The 22886-nt window shown below is 29.9% G+C and carries 18 protein-coding genes and 1 pseudogene; 10 read left to right on the top strand and 9 right to left on the bottom strand.

Going from position 1 to position 22886, the window contains the following annotated elements; translation table 11 throughout:
• Position 1 precedes the first annotated feature (1 nt).
• Together SHK09_RS11695 and SHK09_RS11690 are read right to left on the bottom strand one after the other, a co-directional pair.
• A complete protein-coding gene (locus tag SHK09_RS11695) occupies positions 2-1201 on the bottom strand; it encodes an NADH:ubiquinone reductase (Na(+)-transporting) subunit B (RefSeq protein WP_319810967.1) in 1200 nt (399 codons plus the stop codon).
• A gap of 4 nt (positions 1202-1205) precedes the next feature.
• On the bottom strand, positions 1206-2555 hold the full coding sequence (locus SHK09_RS11690) for a Na(+)-translocating NADH-quinone reductase subunit A (RefSeq protein WP_319810966.1): 1350 nt from the start codon (positions 2553-2555) through the stop codon (positions 1206-1208).
• A gap of 302 nt (positions 2556-2857) precedes the next feature.
• Here SHK09_RS11690 and SHK09_RS11685 point away from each other — a divergent pair, with 302 nt between their 5' ends.
• Both SHK09_RS11685 and SHK09_RS11680 read left to right on the top strand, forming a co-directional pair.
• Positions 2858-4072 carry a DUF5103 domain-containing protein gene (locus SHK09_RS11685; RefSeq protein WP_319810965.1) on the top strand — a complete coding sequence of 405 codons (1215 nt, stop codon included), beginning with the start codon at positions 2858-2860 and terminating at the stop codon, positions 4070-4072.
• Between the two features lie 15 nt (positions 4073-4087).
• Entirely contained in the window at positions 4088-6514 is a 2427-nt protein-coding gene (locus SHK09_RS11680; RefSeq protein ID WP_319810964.1) for an ATP-binding protein, read from the top strand.
• Here SHK09_RS11680 and SHK09_RS11675 read toward each other — a convergent pair.
• Both SHK09_RS11675 and SHK09_RS11670 read right to left on the bottom strand, forming a co-directional pair.
• A complete protein-coding gene (locus tag SHK09_RS11675; RefSeq protein ID WP_319810963.1) occupies positions 6507-7850 on the bottom strand; it encodes a sigma-54 dependent transcriptional regulator in 1344 nt (447 codons plus the stop codon). The genes SHK09_RS11680 and SHK09_RS11675 overlap by 8 nt on opposite strands.
• A gap of 122 nt (positions 7851-7972) precedes the next feature.
• A complete protein-coding gene (locus SHK09_RS11670) occupies positions 7973-8302 on the bottom strand; it encodes a hypothetical protein (protein ID WP_319810962.1) in 330 nt (109 codons plus the stop codon).
• 335 nt (positions 8303-8637) lie between these two features.
• Between SHK09_RS11670 and apaG the strand changes: the two genes are divergently transcribed.
• The 3 genes and pseudogenes from apaG (at position 8638) to SHK09_RS11660 (ending at position 10139) form a co-directional block, all read left to right on the top strand.
• Positions 8638-9024, top strand: coding sequence for a Co2+/Mg2+ efflux protein ApaG (gene apaG / locus SHK09_RS11665; protein ID WP_319810961.1), 387 nt, complete (start codon positions 8638-8640; stop codon positions 9022-9024).
• Positions 8979-9317: pseudogene (locus tag SHK09_RS15435) on the top strand (DUF3667 domain-containing protein); the annotation flags it as partial. The gene apaG and the pseudogene SHK09_RS15435, both read left to right, overlap by 46 nt.
• Positions 9318-9329: 12 nt before the next feature.
• Positions 9330-10139 (top strand): hypothetical protein, encoded by an 810-nt coding sequence (locus SHK09_RS11660; RefSeq protein WP_319810960.1) that lies wholly within the window; start codon positions 9330-9332, stop codon positions 10137-10139.
• Here the strand turns inward: SHK09_RS11660 and SHK09_RS11655 are convergent.
• Positions 10136-10816: an NRDE family protein gene (locus SHK09_RS11655; RefSeq protein WP_319810959.1), complete on the bottom strand. Its 681-nt coding sequence runs from the start codon at positions 10814-10816 to the stop codon at positions 10136-10138. The genes SHK09_RS11660 and SHK09_RS11655 overlap by 4 nt on opposite strands.
• 156 nt (positions 10817-10972) lie before the next feature.
• On the opposite strand from SHK09_RS11655, the gene pruA reads away from it, so the two are divergent.
• Positions 10973-12598 (top strand): L-glutamate gamma-semialdehyde dehydrogenase, encoded by a 1626-nt coding sequence (gene pruA / locus SHK09_RS11650; protein WP_319810958.1) that lies wholly within the window; start codon positions 10973-10975, stop codon positions 12596-12598.
• 78 nt (positions 12599-12676) lie between these two features.
• On the top strand, positions 12677-13063 hold the full coding sequence (locus tag SHK09_RS11645) for a DUF2306 domain-containing protein (RefSeq protein WP_319810957.1): 387 nt from the start codon (positions 12677-12679) through the stop codon (positions 13061-13063).
• A 63-nt stretch (positions 13064-13126) separates the two neighbouring features.
• Here the strand turns inward: SHK09_RS11645 and SHK09_RS11640 are convergent, their stop codons facing one another.
• Together SHK09_RS11640 and SHK09_RS11635 are read right to left on the bottom strand one after the other, a co-directional pair.
• A complete protein-coding gene (locus SHK09_RS11640) occupies positions 13127-13807 on the bottom strand; it encodes a hypothetical protein (protein ID WP_319810956.1) in 681 nt (226 codons plus the stop codon).
• Entirely contained in the window at positions 13804-17529 is a 3726-nt protein-coding gene (locus tag SHK09_RS11635) for a reprolysin-like metallopeptidase (RefSeq protein ID WP_319810955.1), read from the bottom strand. The genes SHK09_RS11640 and SHK09_RS11635 overlap by 4 nt, the downstream gene beginning before the upstream one ends.
• Before the next feature lie 65 nt (positions 17530-17594).
• Between SHK09_RS11635 and lipB the strand changes: the two genes are divergently transcribed.
• A complete protein-coding gene (lipB, locus tag SHK09_RS11630) occupies positions 17595-18299 on the top strand; it encodes a lipoyl(octanoyl) transferase LipB (RefSeq protein WP_319810954.1) in 705 nt (234 codons plus the stop codon).
• An 86-nt stretch (positions 18300-18385) separates the two neighbouring features.
• Here lipB and SHK09_RS11625 read toward each other — a convergent pair whose 3' ends face one another.
• A complete protein-coding gene (locus SHK09_RS11625; protein WP_319810953.1) occupies positions 18386-19438 on the bottom strand; it encodes a nucleoid-associated protein in 1053 nt (350 codons plus the stop codon).
• A gap of 197 nt (positions 19439-19635) precedes the next feature.
• Positions 19636-20235 (bottom strand): ribonuclease HII, encoded by a 600-nt coding sequence (locus SHK09_RS11620; RefSeq protein ID WP_319810952.1) that lies wholly within the window; start codon positions 20233-20235, stop codon positions 19636-19638.
• Between the two features lie 144 nt (positions 20236-20379).
• On the opposite strand from SHK09_RS11620, the gene SHK09_RS11615 reads away from it, so the two are divergent.
• On the top strand, positions 20380-22338 hold the full coding sequence (locus SHK09_RS11615; protein ID WP_319810951.1) for a putative porin: 1959 nt from the start codon (positions 20380-20382) through the stop codon (positions 22336-22338).
• Between the two features lie 293 nt (positions 22339-22631).
• Positions 22632-22868, top strand: a complete 237-nt coding sequence (locus SHK09_RS11610; RefSeq protein ID WP_319810950.1) for a hypothetical protein — start codon at positions 22632-22634, stop codon at positions 22866-22868.
• The last annotated feature ends 18 nt before the right edge of the window (positions 22869-22886 follow it).

The raw sequence follows: 22886 nt of genomic DNA, 5'->3' as shown, positions 1-22886 counted from the left end.
ATTAGGCAGTTTTAACTTTAGTACGTTTTAATCTTCTTTTTACATTTCCTTGAACCACGTAATGATCTATTGTTGGTGCAAATACATTCATCAATAAAATTGCTAAAAATACTCCTTCTGGATATGCAGGGTTAAATACACGAATCATAATTGAAATAAAACCAATTAAGAAACCGTAAATCCATTTTCCTTTATTTGTTTGTGATGCTGTTACGGGATCTGTTGCCATAAAAACAGCCCCAAATGCTAAACCACCAATCATTAAGTGTTCCCACCAAACTGTGTTCATTAAACCATAAAACTTGCTAGATTCTGTAATAATATCTGCTGCAACTATTTGGTTAAAAATGAAACCCATTACTGCTGCTCCTAAGAAAGTAGAGACAATAACTCTCCAACTTCCAATTTTTGTAAAAATTAAAAAAGCGGCTCCTAAAAGAATTAATAATGTAGATGTTTCTCCAACAGAACCAGGTATAAAACCTGCAAACTTGTCCCAAGTAGAATATATTACTTCTTGGTTTTGTGCATAGCTTCCTAAAATAGTTTCACCAGAAATTGCATCTGCTGTTCCTACTCTATTTACTGCATCGTGTACCCAAACTTTATCTCCAGACATCCAAGTAGGATATGCAAAGAATAAGAATGCTCTAATTGTTAAAGCTGGGTTTAAGATGTTCATTCCTGTACCACCAAACACTTCTTTACCTATTACAACTCCAAATACAACTGCAACTGCTAACATCCATAAAGGTGTGTCAACTGGTACAATTAACGGCACTAACATACCTGTTACTAAATATCCTTCTTCTACTTCATGTCCTTTTATAACTGCGAAAATAAATTCAACTAAAAGACCTACTCCGTAAGAAACTATTACAAGTGGTAAAACTTTTATGATTCCAATCCAAAGATTGTCCATCGTAAAAAAGTTAGCTAAAACATCTGTTCTTAAAGAACTATCTATAGCTGCATAGTGTTGGTAACCTGCATTAAACATTCCGAAAAGCAAACAAGGTATTAAAGCCATAATTACAATATTCATTGTACGCTTTAAATCATCTGCTGCTTTTATATGAGTTCCTCCGTGAGTAACTTCATTTGGTAAATATAAAAAGGTATGGATTGCGTTAAACGCAGGTGCCATTTTGGTTCCTTTATATTTCTCTTTTAAATTATGTAAGTTTTGTTTTAAGCTCATAACCTTATCCTAATTCTTCTCTCATTAAATCTAAACCTTCACGAATTATCTTCTGGTGAGGTTGTTTAGATACACAAATAAATTCTGTTAGTGCAAAATCTTCTGGCGCTACTTCGTAACCACCTAAAGCTTCCATTTCATCTAAATCTTTATACATAAATGCTTTTAATAATTGCATCGGATAAATATCTAAAGGAAATACTTGTTCATAAGAACCTGTTACTACAAAAGCTCTATGTTCACCATTTGTATTGGTGTTTAGATCGTATTTTTTCTTTGGAGTTAACCAAGAGAAAGTAAATGCTCTAGAAGTAGAAATTTTATTAAAGATTGGCTTATTCCATCCAAAAAATTCATAATCATTTCCTTCTGGTATTGCAGTTATTTGATTGTCATAATATCCTAAGAACTCATCTTCTTTTACTTCCTTTCCAGAAAGTACGTTTCCGCTGATAATTCTTGTATTATCGTCATTCAAATTATTTGCAGTAATTGCTGAAATTGATGCTCCAGAAATTGCAGTTACATATTGTGGCTTATTAAACTGAGAACCTGTTAAAGCAACTGTTCTAGTTAAGTTTAGTTTACCTGTTAAGAATAACTCTCCAATAACTACTAAATCTTGAGGTGTAATTACCCAAACAACTTCACCTTTATTAATAGGATCTATTTTTGCTATTTGTGTACCTACATTTCCAGATGGATGTGGCCCTGAAACTTTATGTAATTCTATACCTGTTAACTTTGCCAATGGAGAATTAGAATTAGCACCAACTGAAACATGTACTTTGCCTTCAGTTAATTTAGAAACAGCTGTAATTGCTGCTTGTAATTCTGCTTCTTTACCCGCTAAAGTATAATCTAAGTCTGCTGCTAAAGGTGCACTTGCATATGCAGACACAAATATAGCTTTTGGTGCTTGGTTAGGATTTGCAACAACATCATAAGGACGTTGCTTTACAAATGGCCAACAACCTGCATCAAATAAATAATTCTTAACCTCTTCTGCAGACAATGTGCTTGCATCTTTGGTACCAAAATCTTTATATGTTTGTGTAGCATCTGCAGTTATTTTAACTGCTAAAACTTTTCTTCTTGCGCCACGTATTACCTCAACTACTTTACCAGAAACCGGACTAGGAAATAAAATACGAGCATCACTCTTCGAATGAAAAAGTGCTTCTCCTGCTTTTACCTCTGTACCTTCTTTGGCAATAAGTTTGGGTATTATTCCGTGAAAATCTTCTGGCTTTACTGCATAAACGCTACTTTGAGAACTCTTAGTAGTGCTTTTTTCGGCAACGCCAACAAGCTTAATATCTAAGCCTTTTTTAATACGAATGTCTTTTGACATAGTAAATTGGAATGTTTAGTTATCTAAAAAAATCATGCAAATTTAAAGATTTTGTGAATGAAGACTGATATAATTAAGGCTTAATCTTAGTAAAATATTCTTATTTATATTTATTCTAAATAAATTTATTTTAGAAAACGATATCGTAAATTCTATAAAATAGAAAGTAGGATGTTCTAAAAACGAATTTAAATAAATTTTAAAAAAGAGATTTTTTCTGTTACAGAGAAAAAGGAACAGTTTTTGTATACTATTTTATGAGTATAAATTTTAGTATTTTTGAATTATAATTACAGCAAAACATGCATCAAAAAATAACTTGGCTTTTATTCTTTTTTTTAACATCTGTAAATGCACAGAACATAGAAACCATACAGCTAAGACCGCTACAAGAAAATAGTTTTTCTTCGATTGTGCCTTTAGGAACTATTTTAGAATTGTCTTTTGATGATCTAGATGCAGATAGTAAAGATTACAAATACAAAATAGAACACAAAACCCACGATTGGAAACCGAGCAGATTGTTATCTAGCCAATTTATTAATGGTTTTAACCAAAATACAATTATAAACGTAACTAATTCTTTTAACACACTTCAAAACTACACCCACTATTCAGTTCAAATTCCGAATATAAATACCGTAATTACCAAAAGCGGAAACTATCTTTTATCAGTTTTAAATACTTATGATGACGTTGTTTTTACAAGAAGATTCGTCTTATATGAAAACGCAACAACAATACCTGTTTCTGTTGCTAGAAGCAGAAATACAAAAACATTAAATACACAACAAACAGTTCAGTTTTATATAAATCATAAAGGAATTCGCATTAATAACCCAAGTCAAGAAATTAATGTTGCTATTATTAAAAACAATAATTGGAATGAAATGATTACCAATTTACAACCTACTTTTTTTAAACCAAATCAGCTTTTGTATACTTACAGCAACAAGACAAATTTTTGGGGCGGAAACGAGTATTTAAATTTTGATAGTAAAATCATCAGAAATACAAGTTTAAACATTGTAAAAATTACAAAAGGAGATGTTTATAATCATTATTTATACCCTTTTACTTATAATAAATACAGACAATACAGTTATAACCCAGATATTAATGGCCAATTTGCGGTTAGATCTTTAGAAGGAAATGACAATAATACAGAAGCCGATTATGCATTAATGCATTTCTCTATGGAAGTAGAGGAAATGTTTAAAGAGAAAGAAATTTATGTTTTTGGGGCTTTTAATGATTTTTCTATTTCTGATAAAAACAGAATGTACTTCAACCCAAAAAACAAAACTTACAGCGCAAATATCTTATTAAAACAAGGTTTTTACAATTACACTTTTGCTACAATTGGTAAAGATAATTTTGTAAATACAAATGAAGTTAATGGTACTTTTTTTGAAACTGAAAACGAATACACGGTTATAGTTTATTACAAACCAGCTGGTAGCTTGTATGACAGAGTAGTTGGTATTGGTAAAGGTTATTTTAGCCAAAATAGATAAATCTGTACGTATTCTATGAAGTCATTAAAAAAAAGGATTACTTATAAAGTTATAATAGGTTATATTATTCTTGGTCTTTTAGCTACAATTTCTGGCTACTTGGTACTTTCTGAAGTTAAAACATTTACGAAACTACAAAAACAAGATGTTTCAGATAGAAACATAATAGTTAAAACAGGTACTTTAATTGCCAATATCTATAAAAACGAAAGTTTGGCTAGAGCTGCACTTCAGTTTAATTCTAAAACAAAATTTACCGAGTATTTAAGTGAAAATAAAAAATTAGTATCTAAAATTGACTCGTTAAGTCTTATTGTGACGAATGATTCGCAGGAGTTTATCTTAGACAGCATTAAACTAATTATCGATAAAAAACTTAAAAACATTATTGGTTTAAAGAATTTAAATGAAAATTATAATTCAGATCAATCTATAAATAAAGCTATTAATAAATTAAGCGCTATAGATTCTCTCTTAGGCAAAGAGACCTTTAATAATTTAGTTGAAAATTCCTTTTTTTTATATAATGAATCGCGTTCTAAATTCGAAAACTTTACAAGTGCACTTCGTAAATACATACCAAACGATTCTACCAACAATATAGAGCAAAAAAAAATAGATTCTCTAGTTTCTATTTCTAGTAGAATGTTAAAAGAAGCTCAGAAAAAAACAAACAACCATCGCATATACCTTAAAAGAAAACAAAATGAACTTATAAAAAATGATTTAACCATCTCTAGAAAATTACAAGAACTTTTAGAAAATCTGGAAAAAGACATTACTCTTTATACCAGTAATATGAACAAAAAGCGAGAAGAAACACTTAATCATAGTAGAAATATTATCTTATTTGCTGCAGGAATAAGTTTTATTATAATTATAATTTTTTCAATTATTATTTTAGGCGATTTTTGGAAAACCCAGCGTTATCGTATTCAATTAGAGAAAGCAAATACTACAACAAAATCACTTTTAGAAAGTAGAGAACAATTAATCTCTATGGTTAGTCACGATTTAAGAACTCCTTTAAGTACAATTTCTGGTTTTAGCGAACTACTTCAAAATTCTACACAAAACACAAAAGATAAAAATTACATAGATCATATTCGAAGCGCATCTGGTTATATGGGGCAATTAGTAGATGATCTTTTAGAATTCTCTAAACTAGAAAACGGACATATAAATATTGAATCTATACCTTTTAATTTAGAAAATTACATTAATGAAATTGTTCTAAATGCAAAAAACACCATTCCAAACAAGCCAATTAATTTTGTAATAACAGAAGAAAATACTATTAACAACCTTGTTATTAGCGACCCATTTAGAATAAAACAAATTTTATCTAATTTAATTGTAAACGCGTGTAAATTTACAAATAAAGGAACCATAACTATTAAAAGTTCGATCAAAGAAAATGGAGATAGATGTACCTTAGAAATTTCTGTAAATGATACAGGAATTGGAATTAGTAAAGATCAAAAAGCAAATATTTTTAAAGCTTTTAACCAAGCAGACAATGCAAACGACAACAATGTAAAAGGATTTGGTTTAGGATTAACCATTTCTAAAAGATTAGCAGAATTATTAGGCGGCACATTAACTTTAGAAAGTAAATTAAACACAGGTAGCACCTTTAGCTTAAAAATACCTGTAAAATTATCTACTAAACGATCTACAAAAATTAATGTAGATAAAAAGACAGCTGCTTCTTATAACTTAACAGCTATTGTTGTTGAAGATGATGCTTCTATGCGACAACTTTTAAACGATTTTTTAAAACAATTTGATATTAAAGTACACACGTTTGATAATGCACAAAGTGCTATTGAACAAGTTGACAACATAGATTATGACTTTGTTTTAACGGATATTCAGCTTCCAAAGATGAATGGCATCCATTTTATGGAAATTCTTAAAAATAGTAAGTATTACAAGAAGCAACCAATAATTGCAATGACTGGTCGTGCAAATATTTCTAAACAAGAATATATTAAGAGTGGTTTTTCTGAAGTACTTATAAAACCATTTGATTCGAAGAAGCTACAAAACATTTTAAATCTGTTTTTTAAAACAACTATTTTAGAATTAAAAAGACAACCTATTTCTAATAATAAAACAGCAATTGGTTTTAATATTGAATCTTTAAATTCTTTTTTAGATAATGATACCGCTGCAATAACAAATACTCTAAACCTGTTTTTAGAAGACACTAAAAAGAATTCTGAACTACTAAAAAAAGCAAAACAAAACAACGATATTAATTTACTAAACGAGGTAAGTCATAAAATGCTTAGTATGTTTAAGCAGTTAGAAGTTATCGCCATAATTCCTTTTCTAGAAACCTTTGAAACCGCTAAATCTATAGATAATGTTGTTTTTATTAATTTTGAAGAACACTTAAATATTTTTATAAAGTCGTTAAAAAAACACCTTAACTAAGCTCGTATTCTTTCATTTTATTATAAAGTGTTTTTCTTGTAATATTTAGCAATTTAGCCGCTTGGGTTTTATTATTACCAGCCTCTTCTAATGCACTAATAATAAGTGTTTTTTCATTTTCTTTTTTAGAAAACTTATTAGATGAAATTGTATTCTCTTTCATTTTTGTTAATTCAGAAGGCAAAACATCAACATCAATAATTTCTAATTTAGTTAATAAAGTAGCTCTTTTTATAACATTAGAAAGTTCACGTAAATTACCTGGCCATTTATAATTCTGAAAAATAGTTAATACGTTTTTAGAAAAACCTATTACAGATTTATTTAACTGCTTATTTGCCTTATTTAAAAAGAAGTCTGCATATAAAATTAAATCATCTTTTCTATCTTTTAAATTGGGTACTTTAATAGAAAACTCATTTAAACGATGATACAAATCTTCTCTAAAGTCTCCCTTTTCTACTGCGGCAAGTAAATCTTCATTTGTTGCTGTAATTAAACGAATATCAACATTTATCTCTTTGCTGCTACCAACTGGTTTAATTTTTCTTTCTTGTAAAGCACGTAATAATTGTACTTGGTTTTCATAGGTTAAGTTACCAACTTCATCTAAAAAAAGTGTGCCTCCATTTGCCGATTCGAAATGCCCAATTTTATCATCATTTGCACCTGTAAAAGAACCTTTTTTATGACCAAAAAATTCGCTAGAAGCTATTTCTCTAGGTATTGCACCACAATCTACAGCTATAAAAGGTTTATTGTGTCTTGGGCTTTTTAAGTGAATCGTTTTTGCAACCACCTCTTTTCCTGTACCACTCTCTCCTGTTATTAAAACAGACATATTAATTGGTGCTACTAAACAAATATATTCATCTAGTACTTTAGACGAACTACTAATTCCTTTTACAAAATCTGTTGTAGCTGTTTCTTTTTCTTCTTGTATTTCTTTTTTCGGATAAACTTCAAGGTCATTGGTCTTCTCCTCTAAAGCATTACTAATAACCTCTAAGACTTCTGTAGGGTTAAAGGGCTTCGAAATATAATCGAAAGCACCTTGTTTCATTGCTTGTACTGCAGTAGAAACCTCTGCATAACTAGTCATTAAAACTACAGGAGTGTTATGTTTACTAAGCTTTATTTGTTTTAACAAGGCAATCCCATCTCCATCTGGTAGACGTAAATCTGTAAAAACTAAATCGTAATTTTTCTTTTCTAATTGTTGCGAAGCATTTTTTATATTATAGCTTACATCTACAACGTACTTGTGTCGCTTAAGAAATTGCTTCAACATTTCTGAAAATGCTACATCATCTTCAACTAATAAAATCTCTTTCATAAAGCTTATACATTTACTACAAAAATATTAAGATAAATCCATAGAAATAAAAAAAAAGACATTTTAATTAAAAAATGTCTTTCATTTAGAAAAATCGAGTTTAAAGGTTCTTAATCAAATAATTACTCTACTTTCCCGGTATTAACTTCCCCTTCTTTTAACCATTTACCTTCTTTATCTGCATACACAACACTTTCTGTCTCGTCTACTGTTAGTGTAATTTTATATTGCTTACTTTCATTTACGTAAGCTTTAGCAATAGTAGCAGTTGCGTAATCTTTTAGAATTGCTTTAGTAACTGCTTCTGGTAATTCTTTTAATGTAATTTCTTTAAAATCGTCTTTTACTACTACAGTAATAATTTCTTCTGAATTATTATTGATGTTTGCTGCAGAAATTGATACTCCGCTTGATAAGATTGCTACTGTTAATGTTAAAATTAATTTTCTCATAATTTGTTTTTTTATATTAAGTTATTATTTACGATTAGATATATAGAAATAAATATGCCATTTAAAACTACCTCATCTACAAATAGCATAAAACCCCATAAAACTTAAGAATTTAATAAATATGACTTACTTTTTGCTACAAACAATATGTATAAAACATGTGTAATTAAAAGTAAAACCGAGTAAATTTTACTCAACCTAAAATAACATCATACAATCTGTTATAATTTTAATACTTAACAAAACTTCATTTTCTACTATTGTTAACTTTGATAATAAAATGAGATTCGAAATCATTTGTAATTAATAATCAAAAAAGCTACATTTACCTAAGTATGATTGAACAAATTACAAAAGGGATAAAAATTACCGTAGAAACAAACTTTAACGGAACAAGCTTAAGAAGCGATAGCTTGTACTATGTTTTCTCGTACACAATATCTATTGAAAACAAAAGCTTAGAAACGGTAAAGCTAACAGATAGATTCTGGACTATTTTTGATTCTTTAAACGGAACAGAAATAGTAAGCGGAGAAGGCGTTGTAGGACAAACACCAACGTTAGAACCAAATGATAATTACACCTACAAATCTGGTTGTTTTTTAGAATCTAATTTAGGTGCAATGAAAGGTTTTTACACAATGATAAATTTAGAAACTTACGAACAATTTAAAGTATACATACCAACTTTTCAACTAACAACACCTGCCTTATTAAACTAATTAAGACCAAAAAAAAAGTCGCTAAAATTAAAGATCCAGCATGTTTAAATTGCGGGCATCCGTTTAGTGGTCAGGAAAAATTTTGTCCTGGTTGCGGACAAGAAAATAAAGGAGACCAAGTAACATTTGGTAATTTTGTTCATGAAATCTTTAATGGTCTTTTTTCTTTTGATGCTAAATTTTGGCGTACATTAATTCCGCTTTTAATAAAACCTGGTAAAGTAACCAAAGACTATAAAGAAGGAAAAAGAAGCAGATACTCTAATCCTTTTCGTTTTTATATAACTGCGTCTATACTCTTTTTCTTGGTCTTAGGGTTCTCTAAAAATTATGACAAATATCAAAATCTTACAAAAGAGGAAATAACAAAAGAAATTAACCTAGAAGATGCTCTTAGTAACAATGAGATTAAAGCAGATTCTATAAAAAAGATAGTTCAAAAAGAATTAAACAAATCTTATTATTTTGGTTTATCAGAAAAAAAGAAAAAAGAAATTCTAGATGAAATTGAAGAAAAAACCAACGATTCTACAAAAAGAAAAAGTATTAAAAAAAACAATATCTCTTTTGAAGGCACAAGGTTAGGAACTTTTTTAAAGCACCAAAAAGAATACCCAAAACAAGCTACAAATGAAGCTTTAGATTTATTAAAATACCCAAAAAACTTTAAAAATAGATTTTTATACGAAAGATCTAAGACTATGAGTCAGGTTTTTGTTGATGAGGACAGTGCAGATAAGTTTCTAAGCGAAGCATTATCATATGGTTCTGTATCGTTGTTTATATTTTTACCATTATTTACACTGTTTCTTAAATTCTTTTACATTAGAAGAAAATACACATATGTAGACCATTTAATATTTGTTTTTCACACTCAAACGGTCTTCTTTATATTGTTAACTATCTTTACAATAGTCTATCTTTTTGTTAAAACAGAAGATTTATGGATATTTCTAATCGTATTCTTAGTTTATCTCTTTTTAGCAATGAAAAAATTCTACCAACAAGGTATTATTAAAACATTTATAAAGTTTCTAATGCTAAACCTAGTTTACTTAACTATGGGCTTTATTGGAACTCTTTTTGTAGCAATTATTTCATTTGCACTTTACTAATTTAAAAGATCTTTGTACAACATTATAATGTTTTTACTTTCTTTTTTAACAGAAGTAACACTTACTGTTTCTACAAACTCTCTTTTCATTTTTGGTGAAGTACCTAGTTCGCCTAAGTTTTCATTTTGATGAAATTCTAATATTTCTTCTTGAGAGAATTCTTTATTATCTGCAAGCCAATTAGCAAACCAGCCTTTTCTTAACGCCTTCATTTCTTCTGTATATAAAGTTGAAGAAGACCATATTACAGGCTCTTGAGAAAGCTCTTTAAAATACTTAGTTTCTCCGTCCCAAACCAACTCATATGTTTTTAAGCTTGTAAACCAATCTACCAAGATTAATGTAAAAGGCTCAATACCATCAAAATTAAAAGTATTAATAAAAGAAACTACCTGCTCTTCAGAAAGTATTTTCTTTACAATAATACCTCTACTCATTTTATATGGTGCTTTTCTTTTGTGAATTACAAAACCACCATTTAATAAACAAACTAAACGTTTTTTCTCACTTAAACCAACCCAAGTTCCTCCAGCCAATTCATCTTTTGGATACGTTAAGGTTACACCATTTTCTAAATAATCTTTTGGTGGAATCGTTTTTCTTAATGGAGATTCGTCTCTATTAGAGGTTAAAATAAAATTATTATCTCCTAAAGGAAGATACGTTACTGTACACATATATAATTTTTAATTAATTACGATAACTTTTGCTTTTATTAAGAAAAATTAAGATTTCCTTAATAAAAGACATCAAAAATCAACTAAATTTATTGAAACAAAAACCGTAACTTTGGTGCTCAAAATTAGTCGATTAAAACTTAAAAACATAACAAAATGGCAAGAGGATTTTTTAATGTTCCAAAAGCAGTTAACGAACCTGTAAAAGGGTATGCTCCAGGATCTCCAGAAAGAGAAGAATTATTAGCTACGTATAAAACAATGTTTAACAGCAATATTGATGTGCCAATGCACATTAATGGTGAAGAGGTTAGAACAGGAAACACTAAAAACATTACACCTCCTCATGATCATAAACATGTTGTTGGGCAATATCATACTGCAGATAAAACGCATGTAGATACTGCAATTTCTACAGCTTTGGCTGCAAGAGAAGCTTGGTCTAGCGTAAGTTGGATGGAAAGAGCTGCAATTTTCTTAAAGGCTGCTGAATTATTAGCAGGACCTTATAGAGCAAGAATGAATGCTGCAACAATGATTGCACAATCTAAAAACGTATATCAAGCAGAAATTGATGCTGCTTGTGAAATGATAGATTTCTTCCGTTTTAACGTAGAATACATGACGGATATCTTTAAAGATCAGCCAACATCTTCTCCAGGAGTTTGGAACAGAGTTGAGTATAGACCTTTAGAAGGATTTGTATATGCAATTTCTCCTTTTAACTTTACATCTATTGCAGCAAACTTACCTGCATCTGCTGCTTTAATGGGTAATGTTGTTGTTTGGAAACCTTCTGATCATCAAGCATATTCTGCACAAGTAATTGTAGATTTATTTAAAGAAGCTGGTTTGCCAGATGGTGTGATAAACGTAGTTTACGGAGATCCAGTTATGATTTCTGATACTGTTTTAGCATCTCCAGATTTCTCTGGATTACACTTTACAGGTTCTACACACGTTTTTAAAGAATTATGGAAACAAATAGGTAACAACATTCATACCTATAAAACATACCCAAGAATTGTTGGAGAAACTGGTGGAAAAGATTTTATCTGGGTACACAATTCATCTAATCCTTTACAAGTTGCAACAGCAATGACAAGAGGTGCTTTTGAATACCAAGGTCAAAAATGTTCTGCTGCTTCACGTTCTTACATTCCTGCGTCACTTTGGCCAGAAGTTAAGAAACATTTAATTGCACAAGCAAGCGAGTTAAAAATGGGTTCTCCAGAGGACACTAATAACTTTATAAACGCGGTTATTCATGAAGGTTCTTTTGATAAAATTGCAAGCTATATTGATGCTGCAAAAACAGATAAAGATGCAGAAATAATTATTGGTGGAAACCACGATAAATCTGTTGGTTACTTTATAGAGCCTACTGTAATTGTTAGTCAATCGCCAAAATATGCAACCATGACAACTGAGTTATTTGGCCCAGTGATGACTGTTTATGTATATGAAGATGCAGAATGGGAAGCAACATTAAAATTAGTTGATGAATCTACAGAATATGCATTAACAGGAGCTATCTTTTCTACAGATAGATATATTGTAGAAAAAGCTTCTAAAGCATTAGAAAATGCTGCAGGAAACTTCTACATTAACGACAAGCCATCTGGTGCAGTTGTTGGTCAGCAACCCTTTGGAGGAGCAAGAGCTTCTGGAACAAATGATAAAGCGGGTTCTGCACAAAACTTATTACGTTGGACATCTGTTAGATTGATAAAAGAAACTTTTATTTCTCCAGTAGATTATAAATATCCTTTTTTAGGATAAACAAAAAATAATATTTAATAAAAAAACCGTATCAAATTTGATACGGTTTTTTTTATTTCCTATTTTAGTAAAAAAACTATGGAATATAAATATTTAATGTACGCTCATTTAATAACTGTTGTTCCATGTGTTTTTATTGGCGCTTATCTTTTATCCGTAAAAAAAGGAACTCCTTTTCATAGAAGTTTAGGTAAAATTTATATGCTGTTAATGATGATTACAGCAATTATTACATTATTTATGCCTGCTTATGTTGGACCACAATTTTTAAACCATTTCGGATGTATTCATTTGTTTAGTTTTTTAACACTTTACAGTATTCCTACAGCTATTATCGCTATAAGAAAGAAGCAAATTAAAAAACATAAACTAAAAATGATTTTTCTCTATGTTGGTGCTATTGTAATTGCTGGAGGATTTACGTTTACTCCTGGTAGATATTTACACACACTATTTTTTAGTTAGTAAACATAAAAAAAAGCCATATCAAGATTGATTTGGCTTTCTTATTTTTTTAAAAATATTTTACTAGTCTACAGTAAATGTAAAAACTTGTCCTATAGATTTTGCACCTACATTATCCGTTACATTTATCTTCCAAAAATATGTTTTTCCTGACACTACAGAAACTGAAAATGTTTTTGCAGTAAGTGTGTTATCAATAGAAGTTAGCGTAGAATCCTCCCCAAAAAATAATTCATACGTTAAAGTGTCTGTTGTATTAATATCTGATGCTTCCCAAACTAAATCTACAGTTCCTGCAGCTACACTTCCATTATTTTCAGGTGTTTGCAAATCAGCCATAAAAGGAGCATAATTTGTAACTCCATTTCCTTTGGTATAAAATGCAAATACAGAAGAATTACTTCTTTGATTGTTATTTACATCTATAGCACTTACTTGCCAATAATATGCCGTAGCTTTTTCTAAAGCAACCGTAAACTGACTTGCACTAAGAGTTCTATTCTCTACAACATCTGTTAATTGCCTGTCTTTAGCAACAATAACATTATACTCAAGAACATCATTCTCTGGGTCTGTTGCATCGCTCCAATTAAAAGGTATTGTATTATCTATACACAAAAGGTCTTGTGTTGGAAACTCTAATTGAACAATGCTTGGAATTTGATTTGCTGCTTCTTTTTTAGAACAACTTACAGCTAAAAAGCAAATACTAAATAAGTTAAAAATAATTATCGCTTTTCTCATTTCTTTAATATTTTAATTGGTTTAACAGCTATTGGTAGTTTTAAAATATAAATACCTTTTGCAAAATTCTGAAATGGTATAGACATTGAATTACCTTGAACACTTACCATTTCTTTAAAAACTAATTTTCCATTAATATCAAAAATTATCGTTTCCATTATCGTTTTTTCTGTTCCTAAAGGAAGCAATAATTCAATAGAATTTACAACAGGGTTTTGTAATAATAAAACGGTATCTATTGTTGTTTTAAATACCCCTTCGCAATCTTTAGCTGTTTTAACTTCTAACTTTCCTCCTTCTTTCAACTCAATTTCGAAACTTTTTTCGTTTGAAACCCTTAACAATTTATTGTTTAAGAAAACACTAAAAGGAGCTGTACCTTCATCAATATTAAAAGAATATTTTTTTGAAGTTTTACTTGCACTTGCTTTTAAAGATATTGGCTGAGATTCTATAATTTCAACTTCGAAACATTGGGTATAACTTAATTGAACCGTTTCTACACAAACTTCATAAATACCAGGACTTAAACCTGAAAAAGCTTTACTTGCCCCAATTACTTGAGAAGTATCTGTTCCTGTAGAACTAGTTAAGGTTACATTATAATCGAAAGCAGTTTGTGCTACATTTACACTAATAACACCGTCGTTTTCATCTACACAGGTTTCTGATATTGTTTGCACAGAAACATTATTTGTATCTAAAACAGGTTCTGAAACAGTTATAGAATAATCTTCTGTTTCTCCCCATTCTGTTTTATGATCAGAATCACAAGGTCCATCTCCAAAACCTTCTGTAGGATCATCATAGGCTATGATAACTCTCATTCTAGTTTTTCCTGATTTTGAATCTGCAGGTACTTTTATACTAAAGGTTGCTGTAGAAATATCGTCTAACTTGGTTCCTAAATCATAGACTTCTGTGCTCTTATCAAATATAAAATCCTGATTCCAATCTATAAAAACATAACAATGGTCTTGAAAACCACCAGTATCGAACGTTACAGTTATCGTATAACTAAGATCTCTAATAACAGCAGTATTAATAGATGTAAAATCTTCATAACCATCAATTAAATCATTCCCAGAAGCATTATTTATAGAGTTAAAAGTAACATTTGTAATGTGTTCCGAACCTCCTGCTTCATCGGTAAAAGTAGAAGTACAATATTTTGGTATTTCTGTTGTAAAACTAAATACACTAGAAAATGAGCCTTCATTACAATTATTCTTTGCCTTTACCCTCCAATAATACAGAGTATTTGGATCTAAGTTAGATACTTCGAATGCATTTGTTATGGGTGTACCACTAGACACAATAGCTGTAAAAGCAGTATCACTTGCAACTTCTACAATATAAGAACTTGCATTTGTATCTTCTTGCCAAGTTAAGGTTTCTATAATTGAAACCTCTGTAGCTGTATCTGTTGGTGACATTAATGTTACAGTTTCTAAATTTGAATCTGTTATACTTAATACTACGTCTATATTCTGATTTACACTGTTACTATTTCCTTGAATATTTATAGTATAATCTTGCGCTACTATTCCGTTTAAACTAGAAACTGTCATAACAACATCTCCATCATTATTAATAGTTGCAGGACTAAAATTTACTAAAGAACCAGATGGTTGACCGGTTGAAACAAAAGAAACTTCCTCTGTAAAACTATTTATAAAGTCTAAGTTTAGAGTATAACTTACCGTTTGGCTACCAGAATTACAAGCAGATAATTCTCCGCTTGTATTTTTTAATATAAACGAAGGTGTTATAGATTTAATTTCAAAATCTATACTATTTACATTATAGAAAATATTATCCACAGCCTCTATCATTATTCTAGCTTGCGTAGTAACATTATTTGGTACAATTATATTTTCTGTACCATCATTTGCTGTATTTGATATTAATATTATAGGAAACGTTAATCCTCCATCTTCAGATAGTTTAATTGTTACATTTTGGCAATTTATAGGAGCTACATCTGTCGTTCCTTTTGTCCAAGTAATCGTCTGTGTACTTCCTGCATCCCAAACTGTAGTTGTGCTTTGAGAACTCACAGTAAATGCCTCGGCATCTTCTACAGTAACCACCATATTATCTCTAGATGTTGCTCCACCAGTTGTATTATTGTCTCTTACTAATAAAGAAAAATCCATATCTCTTGCAACACTTGGCACTACTTCCCAAGTAGAAGAAGTATTCCCAGAAATTACTGTTGTAAGCGCTGGCATATATCTATTTGGCGAAATTTTAGAAGGTAAAGATCTAAACATTGGCCCTACAGCATTTGTTTGTAACGGCGGCATTGTTGCTACTTCATTATCTGTTTGTTCCCAGTTGTATGTTAAAGTTGAAATACCATCTGCATCTGTAGCAGCTCCTTTTAAAATAAAAGGTGTAGATTTTGGAATGCTATAATTTAGACCAGCATCTGCAACAGGGGCACTATTTCCATTACTTGTTAAAGTAGCACAACTTGCTGAAGAAGCTATAACTGCTGACATTTGCGCAATGCTTACCGCATGAAAATAATCATCACTAATACCTTGTACATTAGGCGAACATATACCTGCATATCCCATAATTGTAGAAGCACTTCCAGGTTCTACAGAAGTAGCAGATGTTCTTTCGCAGTTATTATTTTGAGTGTGAGTTGCACCAAATTGATGTCCCATTTCATGTGCAACAAAATCAATATCATAAGGATCTCCAATAGGAGAACTTCTTCCTGTAACTCCTCTTGCCTTTTGGCCAGAAATACAAACAACACCTAAACCCGCTAAACCATCTCCACCAATACTAAAAATATGACCAATATCATAATTTGCTGTACCTATCTGAGAATCTACAATAGTTTGCACTTCGTCTATCATCTTATTAGGGTCACCATCTGTAATATTATCTGTATTTGCATCTAAAAAAATCAACTGATCATTATCTTCTACAATTACCATTTTAACGGCTAAATCTTTTTCAAAAAGTCCGTTTACTCTTGTCATAGAAGTATTCATAGCAGATAATACTGCTGTTTTTTTATCAACTTCAGATGCAGTGCTTGCAACTCCTTGATTTGTTAAGTGAAATTGAGCATATTCTCCACTACAAACCAATGCTAACCTATATGTTCTAAGATTTCCATCATTTGTAATTTTTGCAGATGTTCTTGTAAAATCTTGTTTTCTTGCTGTTTCTTCAACCTCACATTTAAAAATAGTATCTTCTTCTTTTAAATCGGATGTTTTATAAACGATATACTCTTGGTTGTCTTTCGAATAAGGATCTATATAAACAGTTTTTCCTTTTGGCGAAAAAATTACCGCATGAAAACCATCTGATCCCATACTAATTTTAGCAACAGAACTAGGGTCATCTATACTAACAGCTGTATACGATTTTATCGTTGGAAACTTATCTGATAATGCTTTTTCGAAGTTTGAAGATTCTTTCATCTCGAAAGTTTCTAAAACACCTTCTGAATTAGGTAACATTATAGTCTTACTAAAAGATCTTGCTCTTGTATTTAAAGTGTTTTTTACACCATTAACATCTAATTTAAATAACAAATGCTTTGTAGGAAAGTTTTTAAAAGTTCTTACTTCTTTCTTCTGCTGAGAATAATTATCTTTATTAAGTACTTTCCATAATTCTTGACTATTGCTCTTAAAAGAAAAAAGAAATAGTACAGCGAATAGAGAAAGTTGAATTTGTTTTATTTTCATAATAACATTTTAATAGATATAAGGATACCAAATATAACGAAATAATTACCTTTGTAGTCGATAATATGAACAGAAACATACTACTTAAAGACTTAAAGTCTAAAGATTACAAGGAAACTTGGGATTATCAAACTGAATTACTACAAGAAATTGTTGATGTAAAAATTGATAACAGAAGAAATAATCTTAAACAAGAAACAGAAAATCATTTTTTATTTGTTGAACATCCACATGTTTACACATTAGGTAAAAGTGGCGATTTAAGTAATTTATTACTAAACGAAAAACAACTTGAAGAAAAAGGAGCTACCTTTTATAAGATAAACCGTGGTGGAGATATTACTTATCATGGTCCTGGGCAAATTGTTGGCTATCCTATTTTAGACCTAGAAAATTTCTTTACAGACATACATAAATACCTTCGTTTATTAGAAGAATCTATTATTTTAACCATTGCAGAATATGGCTTAAAAGGAGAAAGAAGTGCTGGCGAAACAGGTGTTTGGCTAGATGTTGGTACACCTTTTGCTCGTAAAATTTGTGCGCTAGGAATCCGTTCTTCTCGTTGGGTTACTATGCATGGTTTTGCATTAAACGTAAATACTAATTTAGGGTATTTCGATAATATTATTCCTTGCGGAATTCGTGGAAAAGCAGTTGCTTCTATGGAAGCAGAATTGGGTAAAAAACTAGATTTAGAAGAAGTAAAATCTAAAATTTTAACTCATTTTAAAGTGTTGTTCGAGGTAGAAGAGTTTATTACAAAGTAATTATTTAACAACCATTTATAAAGTAAAACCCACCAATATTTTAAAAATACTGGTGGGTTTTACTTTTTAAATATCTTACTTAAAAACTATTTTTCTTCGTTAAAATAGACTTTATAATATTTCATTTTCTTTTCTTCATCATATCCTCTTTCTAAATATTCTGAAGCTGCTTCTGGTGCATCTACATCTAATTTAATGTTGATGTTTGTATCTAATTTAATTTCTGTTTTTAGCTTGTTTTTTTCTTTCTTTAAAACAACGCCAGAAACATCAAAATTATTTCTAATTAACACATCATTTAATTCTTCGAAATGTTTTTTATAATCGTCGAACTTTTCTTTGTGCTTTTCGTCTTCGAAAACCTCGTCTTTAAAAGTAGCGTAATCTACAGATTCATTTTCTTTAAAATAATCTACTGTATTTGCAAGAAAGTTACCTTGTTCTTGCATTCCTAACTCTGGTTTAATAACTTCTTCTGAAAACTCTTTACACATTTCTAAATAACTCTGTGTATGAGAATTATAATCGTCTGCAAGTTTTACATCTAAGAAATTCTTAACCCAATATTGTGCATCGTAATTATTATTATCTACAGATAATACAACAGTACCTTCTTCATCTGTTGTGTTTAAGATTAAACAACCTTTGTCTATTCTCTTTGTAGAAATTCCTTTTTGAACAACAACATCGAAACTTTCATTATCGTCTAAATATGTTTGAAAGAAATCTGTCTTATTTTCTATTTTAAAAATACCAATTGCTTCTGTTAAAACATCTTTGTGTTCTATACCTTCTATAAAAACAACTATTACATCTCCTGTTTTTATCTGAGCAGAATTAGATTGTTCGAACAAATGGTTTACAATACTTTTAGAGTATTCTACAAATGAACCTTCTTCTTTAAAAACTTCTGAAGCAAAATTATTTAGTTGATTTAAACGTACATCTTCATGTTTTGTAAAACGATAACTTTGCGTTAAACTGCCAAATGGTTTTAGTAAAAAGTTTTTCATTAAATCGTAACTCTCTTGATCGAAACGAATTAAGTCATCTGAAAAAACATTCTGACCACTATTAAATTTATTTGCTACTTTATGAAGGATACATTTGGTAATTTCTGCACGTGTTTTCTTAATCATCTTATAGAATTAGAGCGTAAAAATAGTTGAAGTTTTTTAATAATTAAGAAATAAATTAATGAGTTTCTAAAATTATTTTTCTGAAAGCAGGCAAATTAGTCTAGCCCTGATTGAGCGGTTTGTTTGAGCTCTTTTTTATTCTTTTTTAAGAATAAAAAAAGCGAGTAGCGAAAGCAGGAAATAGCTTCTAAAAAAAATTAGACCTTCAATTTAATATGTTCTGGTAATAGTCTAAATGTTTTTCTGTGATAATCTGTTGCACCAAACTCTCTTATTGCATTTCTGTGTTCTTTGGTTGGGTAGCCTTTGTTCTTTGCCCAATTATACATAGGAAATTCTTTATGAATCTTCTTCATATAATCGTCTCTGTATGTTTTTGCTAAGACAGATGCTGCTGCAATACTTAAATATTTAGCATCTCCTTTTACAATAGTTTCGTGCGGAATTTCTTTATAATTCTTAAACTTATTACCATCTACAATAATAAATTCTGGTATAATTTTTAAAGCATCTATAGCACGATGCATTCCTGTAATTGATGCTTGTAAAACATTAATTTGGTCTACTTCTTCTTGCCAAACAAAAGAAACACCAAAAGCCAAAGCATTTTCTTCTATAAAAGGTCTTACTTCTTCTCTCTTTTTTTCTGAAAGTTGTTTAGAATCTGTTAAAAAAGGATGTGAAAAACCTTCTGGTAAAATAACTGCTGCTGCTACAACTGGCCCAGATAAACAACCTCTACCTGCTTCATCTGTACCTACTTCTAAAGGGAAACCACTATAATTAAGTTTTAACATGCTGCAAAGAAAAGAAATTTTCTGCTAGATTTCTATTCTTAAATTAAGTTCGAAAAACTAAATTTATAATTAACAATTTTCGAGATAATTATTAACTATTACTTTCGTTTTATTATTTTACATTTGTTCACGAAGAAATTCTATATGAAAAGTAACATAATACTCACTTTATTAATTAGCCTTTTTATTTGTACTAGCTTGTTTTCTCAAGGTGGGCTTGGTCAAGGTAGTTTTGGTAATGGCGCTAATATCTTAAGAGATTCTACCGATACTTCTGGCGAAATTAACGTAACATTATCTGGTAAAACTAAATATACAGATTATAAGGTTTTTTCTCATAAAGGAGACATTACCTATATAGATACTACGCTTACTCTGCAAAAAGAATACAAGTTTAATTACTTAAGAAAAGATTTGTTTGAATTCTTAGAGTTTCATAATCAAGGCCAAACTCTAAATAACTTAGGCTATAGTTTTAATAGTATTAACAGATTACCTGGTTTTGGTTTTTCTGCTAAACAAGCAAGTTACTTAGATATTGAAGATATAAAATATTACGAAGTGCCTACACCAACTACAGAGATTCTTTACAGAACTGGTTTGCAACAAGGGCAAGTTTTAGATGCTTTGTTTTCCTTAAACTTCTCTAAAAGATTAAACGTATCTCTTTCTTACAAAGGTATTCGTTCTTTAGGTGCTTACAGACAATCTTTAGTTAGTAATGGTAATTTTAGAGGTTCCTTTCATTATAGAACCAAAGAAGACCAATATCAAATTAGAGGTCATTTAACAGCACAAGATTTCTTTAATGAAGAAAGTGGTGGTTTAACTGCAGAGTCTTTGGTTAATTTTACAGAAAACGACCCAGATTTTACTACAAGAGCGCGTTTAGATGTTAATTTAGATAATACAGAAAGTCAGTTTGATGGTACAAGAGTCTATTTAGAACAGAGCTACAAATTAGTTTCTAGTAAAGATTCTATAAATAATAAAGATTTTAGCAACCTAAAAATTGGTCATATTTTTATGACTGAAAATAAAACGTACGAATTTATTCAAACAAGTTTAACAACTGGTTTTTTTGGTGATGCAAATTCGTCTAACCCAGATGATAAAGAGGCAACAAGTAAGATTACAAATAATGAATTGAACATAGAATTTAATTCTAAATATGTTTTAGGTAAGTTTAAAGCGAAAACAAATCTAACAAGTTATTCTTATGGTTATGATACTATTTTGAATAGTAACAGCGCTATTAATAAATTAAAAATTGAAGGAAATGCAATTTCTTTTGGTGCAGATTGGAATGCTAAAATTAAAAACTTTCAATTAAATGCAGATGCTAGCGTAACTCCTGGTAACGGAAGACTTTCTGGTAACTATTTAAAAGGTGAGGCGCTATTTAAAAAAGATAGTATTTTTAGTGTAAGAGGTACTTTATTAATTAGTTCTAAATCGCCAAACTTTAATACCTTATTGCACCAAAGTGAATATGACGCTTACAACTGGCAGAAAGATTTTAGCAACGTAAACACAAAAGATTTAGGTTTCGACTTTGCTTCTAAATGGATAAATGCTTCTTTAAACTTTACCAATTTAGACAACTACACTTACTTTGATGAAAATAGCAGGCCACAGCAATTTACAGATCAAATAACATATTTAAAAGTAAAAGCTAACAGAGAGTTTAGACTTGGCAAATTTGCTTTAGACAATACCTTAATGTATCAAAACGTAAGTAGTGGAAGTTCTGTTTTTAGGGTTCCAGAATTTGTAACAAGAAATACTCTTTATTACACAGATTATTGGTTTAAAGGGAAACCAATGCTGGTAAATATTGGTGTTACTTTTAAGTATTTTACAAAATATAATGCAAATGCTTATAACCCACTTTTAGCTGAGTTTAGGATTCAAAATGATGAGCAGATAGGTTTTCCTACTTTTGATGTTTTCTTTAACGCACAAGTACGAAGAACACGTTTATATCTTAAAGTAGATAATGCAACCTCTAGTTTTTCTGATAAAAATTATTTTTCTGCACCTAATTACCCTTACAGAGATTTAACAATCCGTTTTGGATTGGTTTGGAACTGGTTTATATAAATTATTCATAAAATAAAGGTCTTGAGCTTATTACGTTATGACTTTAATCTTTTCATTTATATTAATTTTACTAATAACAAGTATTCTTAGTCTAGTACTACTGTTTAAATGGAATCATTTAGCAACTTTTATTTTACTAAATTTATCAATAATTATTATTTACGTTACTTTGATGTATTTTATAAATGACAAATATAGTTTTGGCTTCTTCTTTAGAATTTTAACTTACATTACTTTTCAATCATCTATAATTTTTATCTTTTCGATTTACAAAAATTTTAATTTAAGAAAAAATGAAAAACAAACTTAAAAACAATTGGAAACTCTTTCTATTGGCTAGTTTAACTTTAGGTTTAGCTCCTTTTAATCCGCCACATATTTTAGGTAAAATGGAATGGATTATGGGTGGAAATGCTTTTTCTGGCGAACACGTAATGCAAACTAAAGATTGGTTTGATGTTTTACTTCACGGAACTCCGTGGATTCTTTTGTTAATTTCTGCAATTTTAAATCTCCCTAAAAAGAAATAATTTTAGATATTCTTTAGA

It is taken from the genome of Polaribacter sp. PL03, from assembly GCF_033875165.1.
Taxonomy (GTDB): Bacteria; Bacteroidota; Bacteroidia; order Flavobacteriales; family Flavobacteriaceae; genus Polaribacter.
The sequence above is the reverse complement of the archived record's forward strand: the minus strand, read 5'-3'. Positions and strand labels throughout refer to the sequence as shown.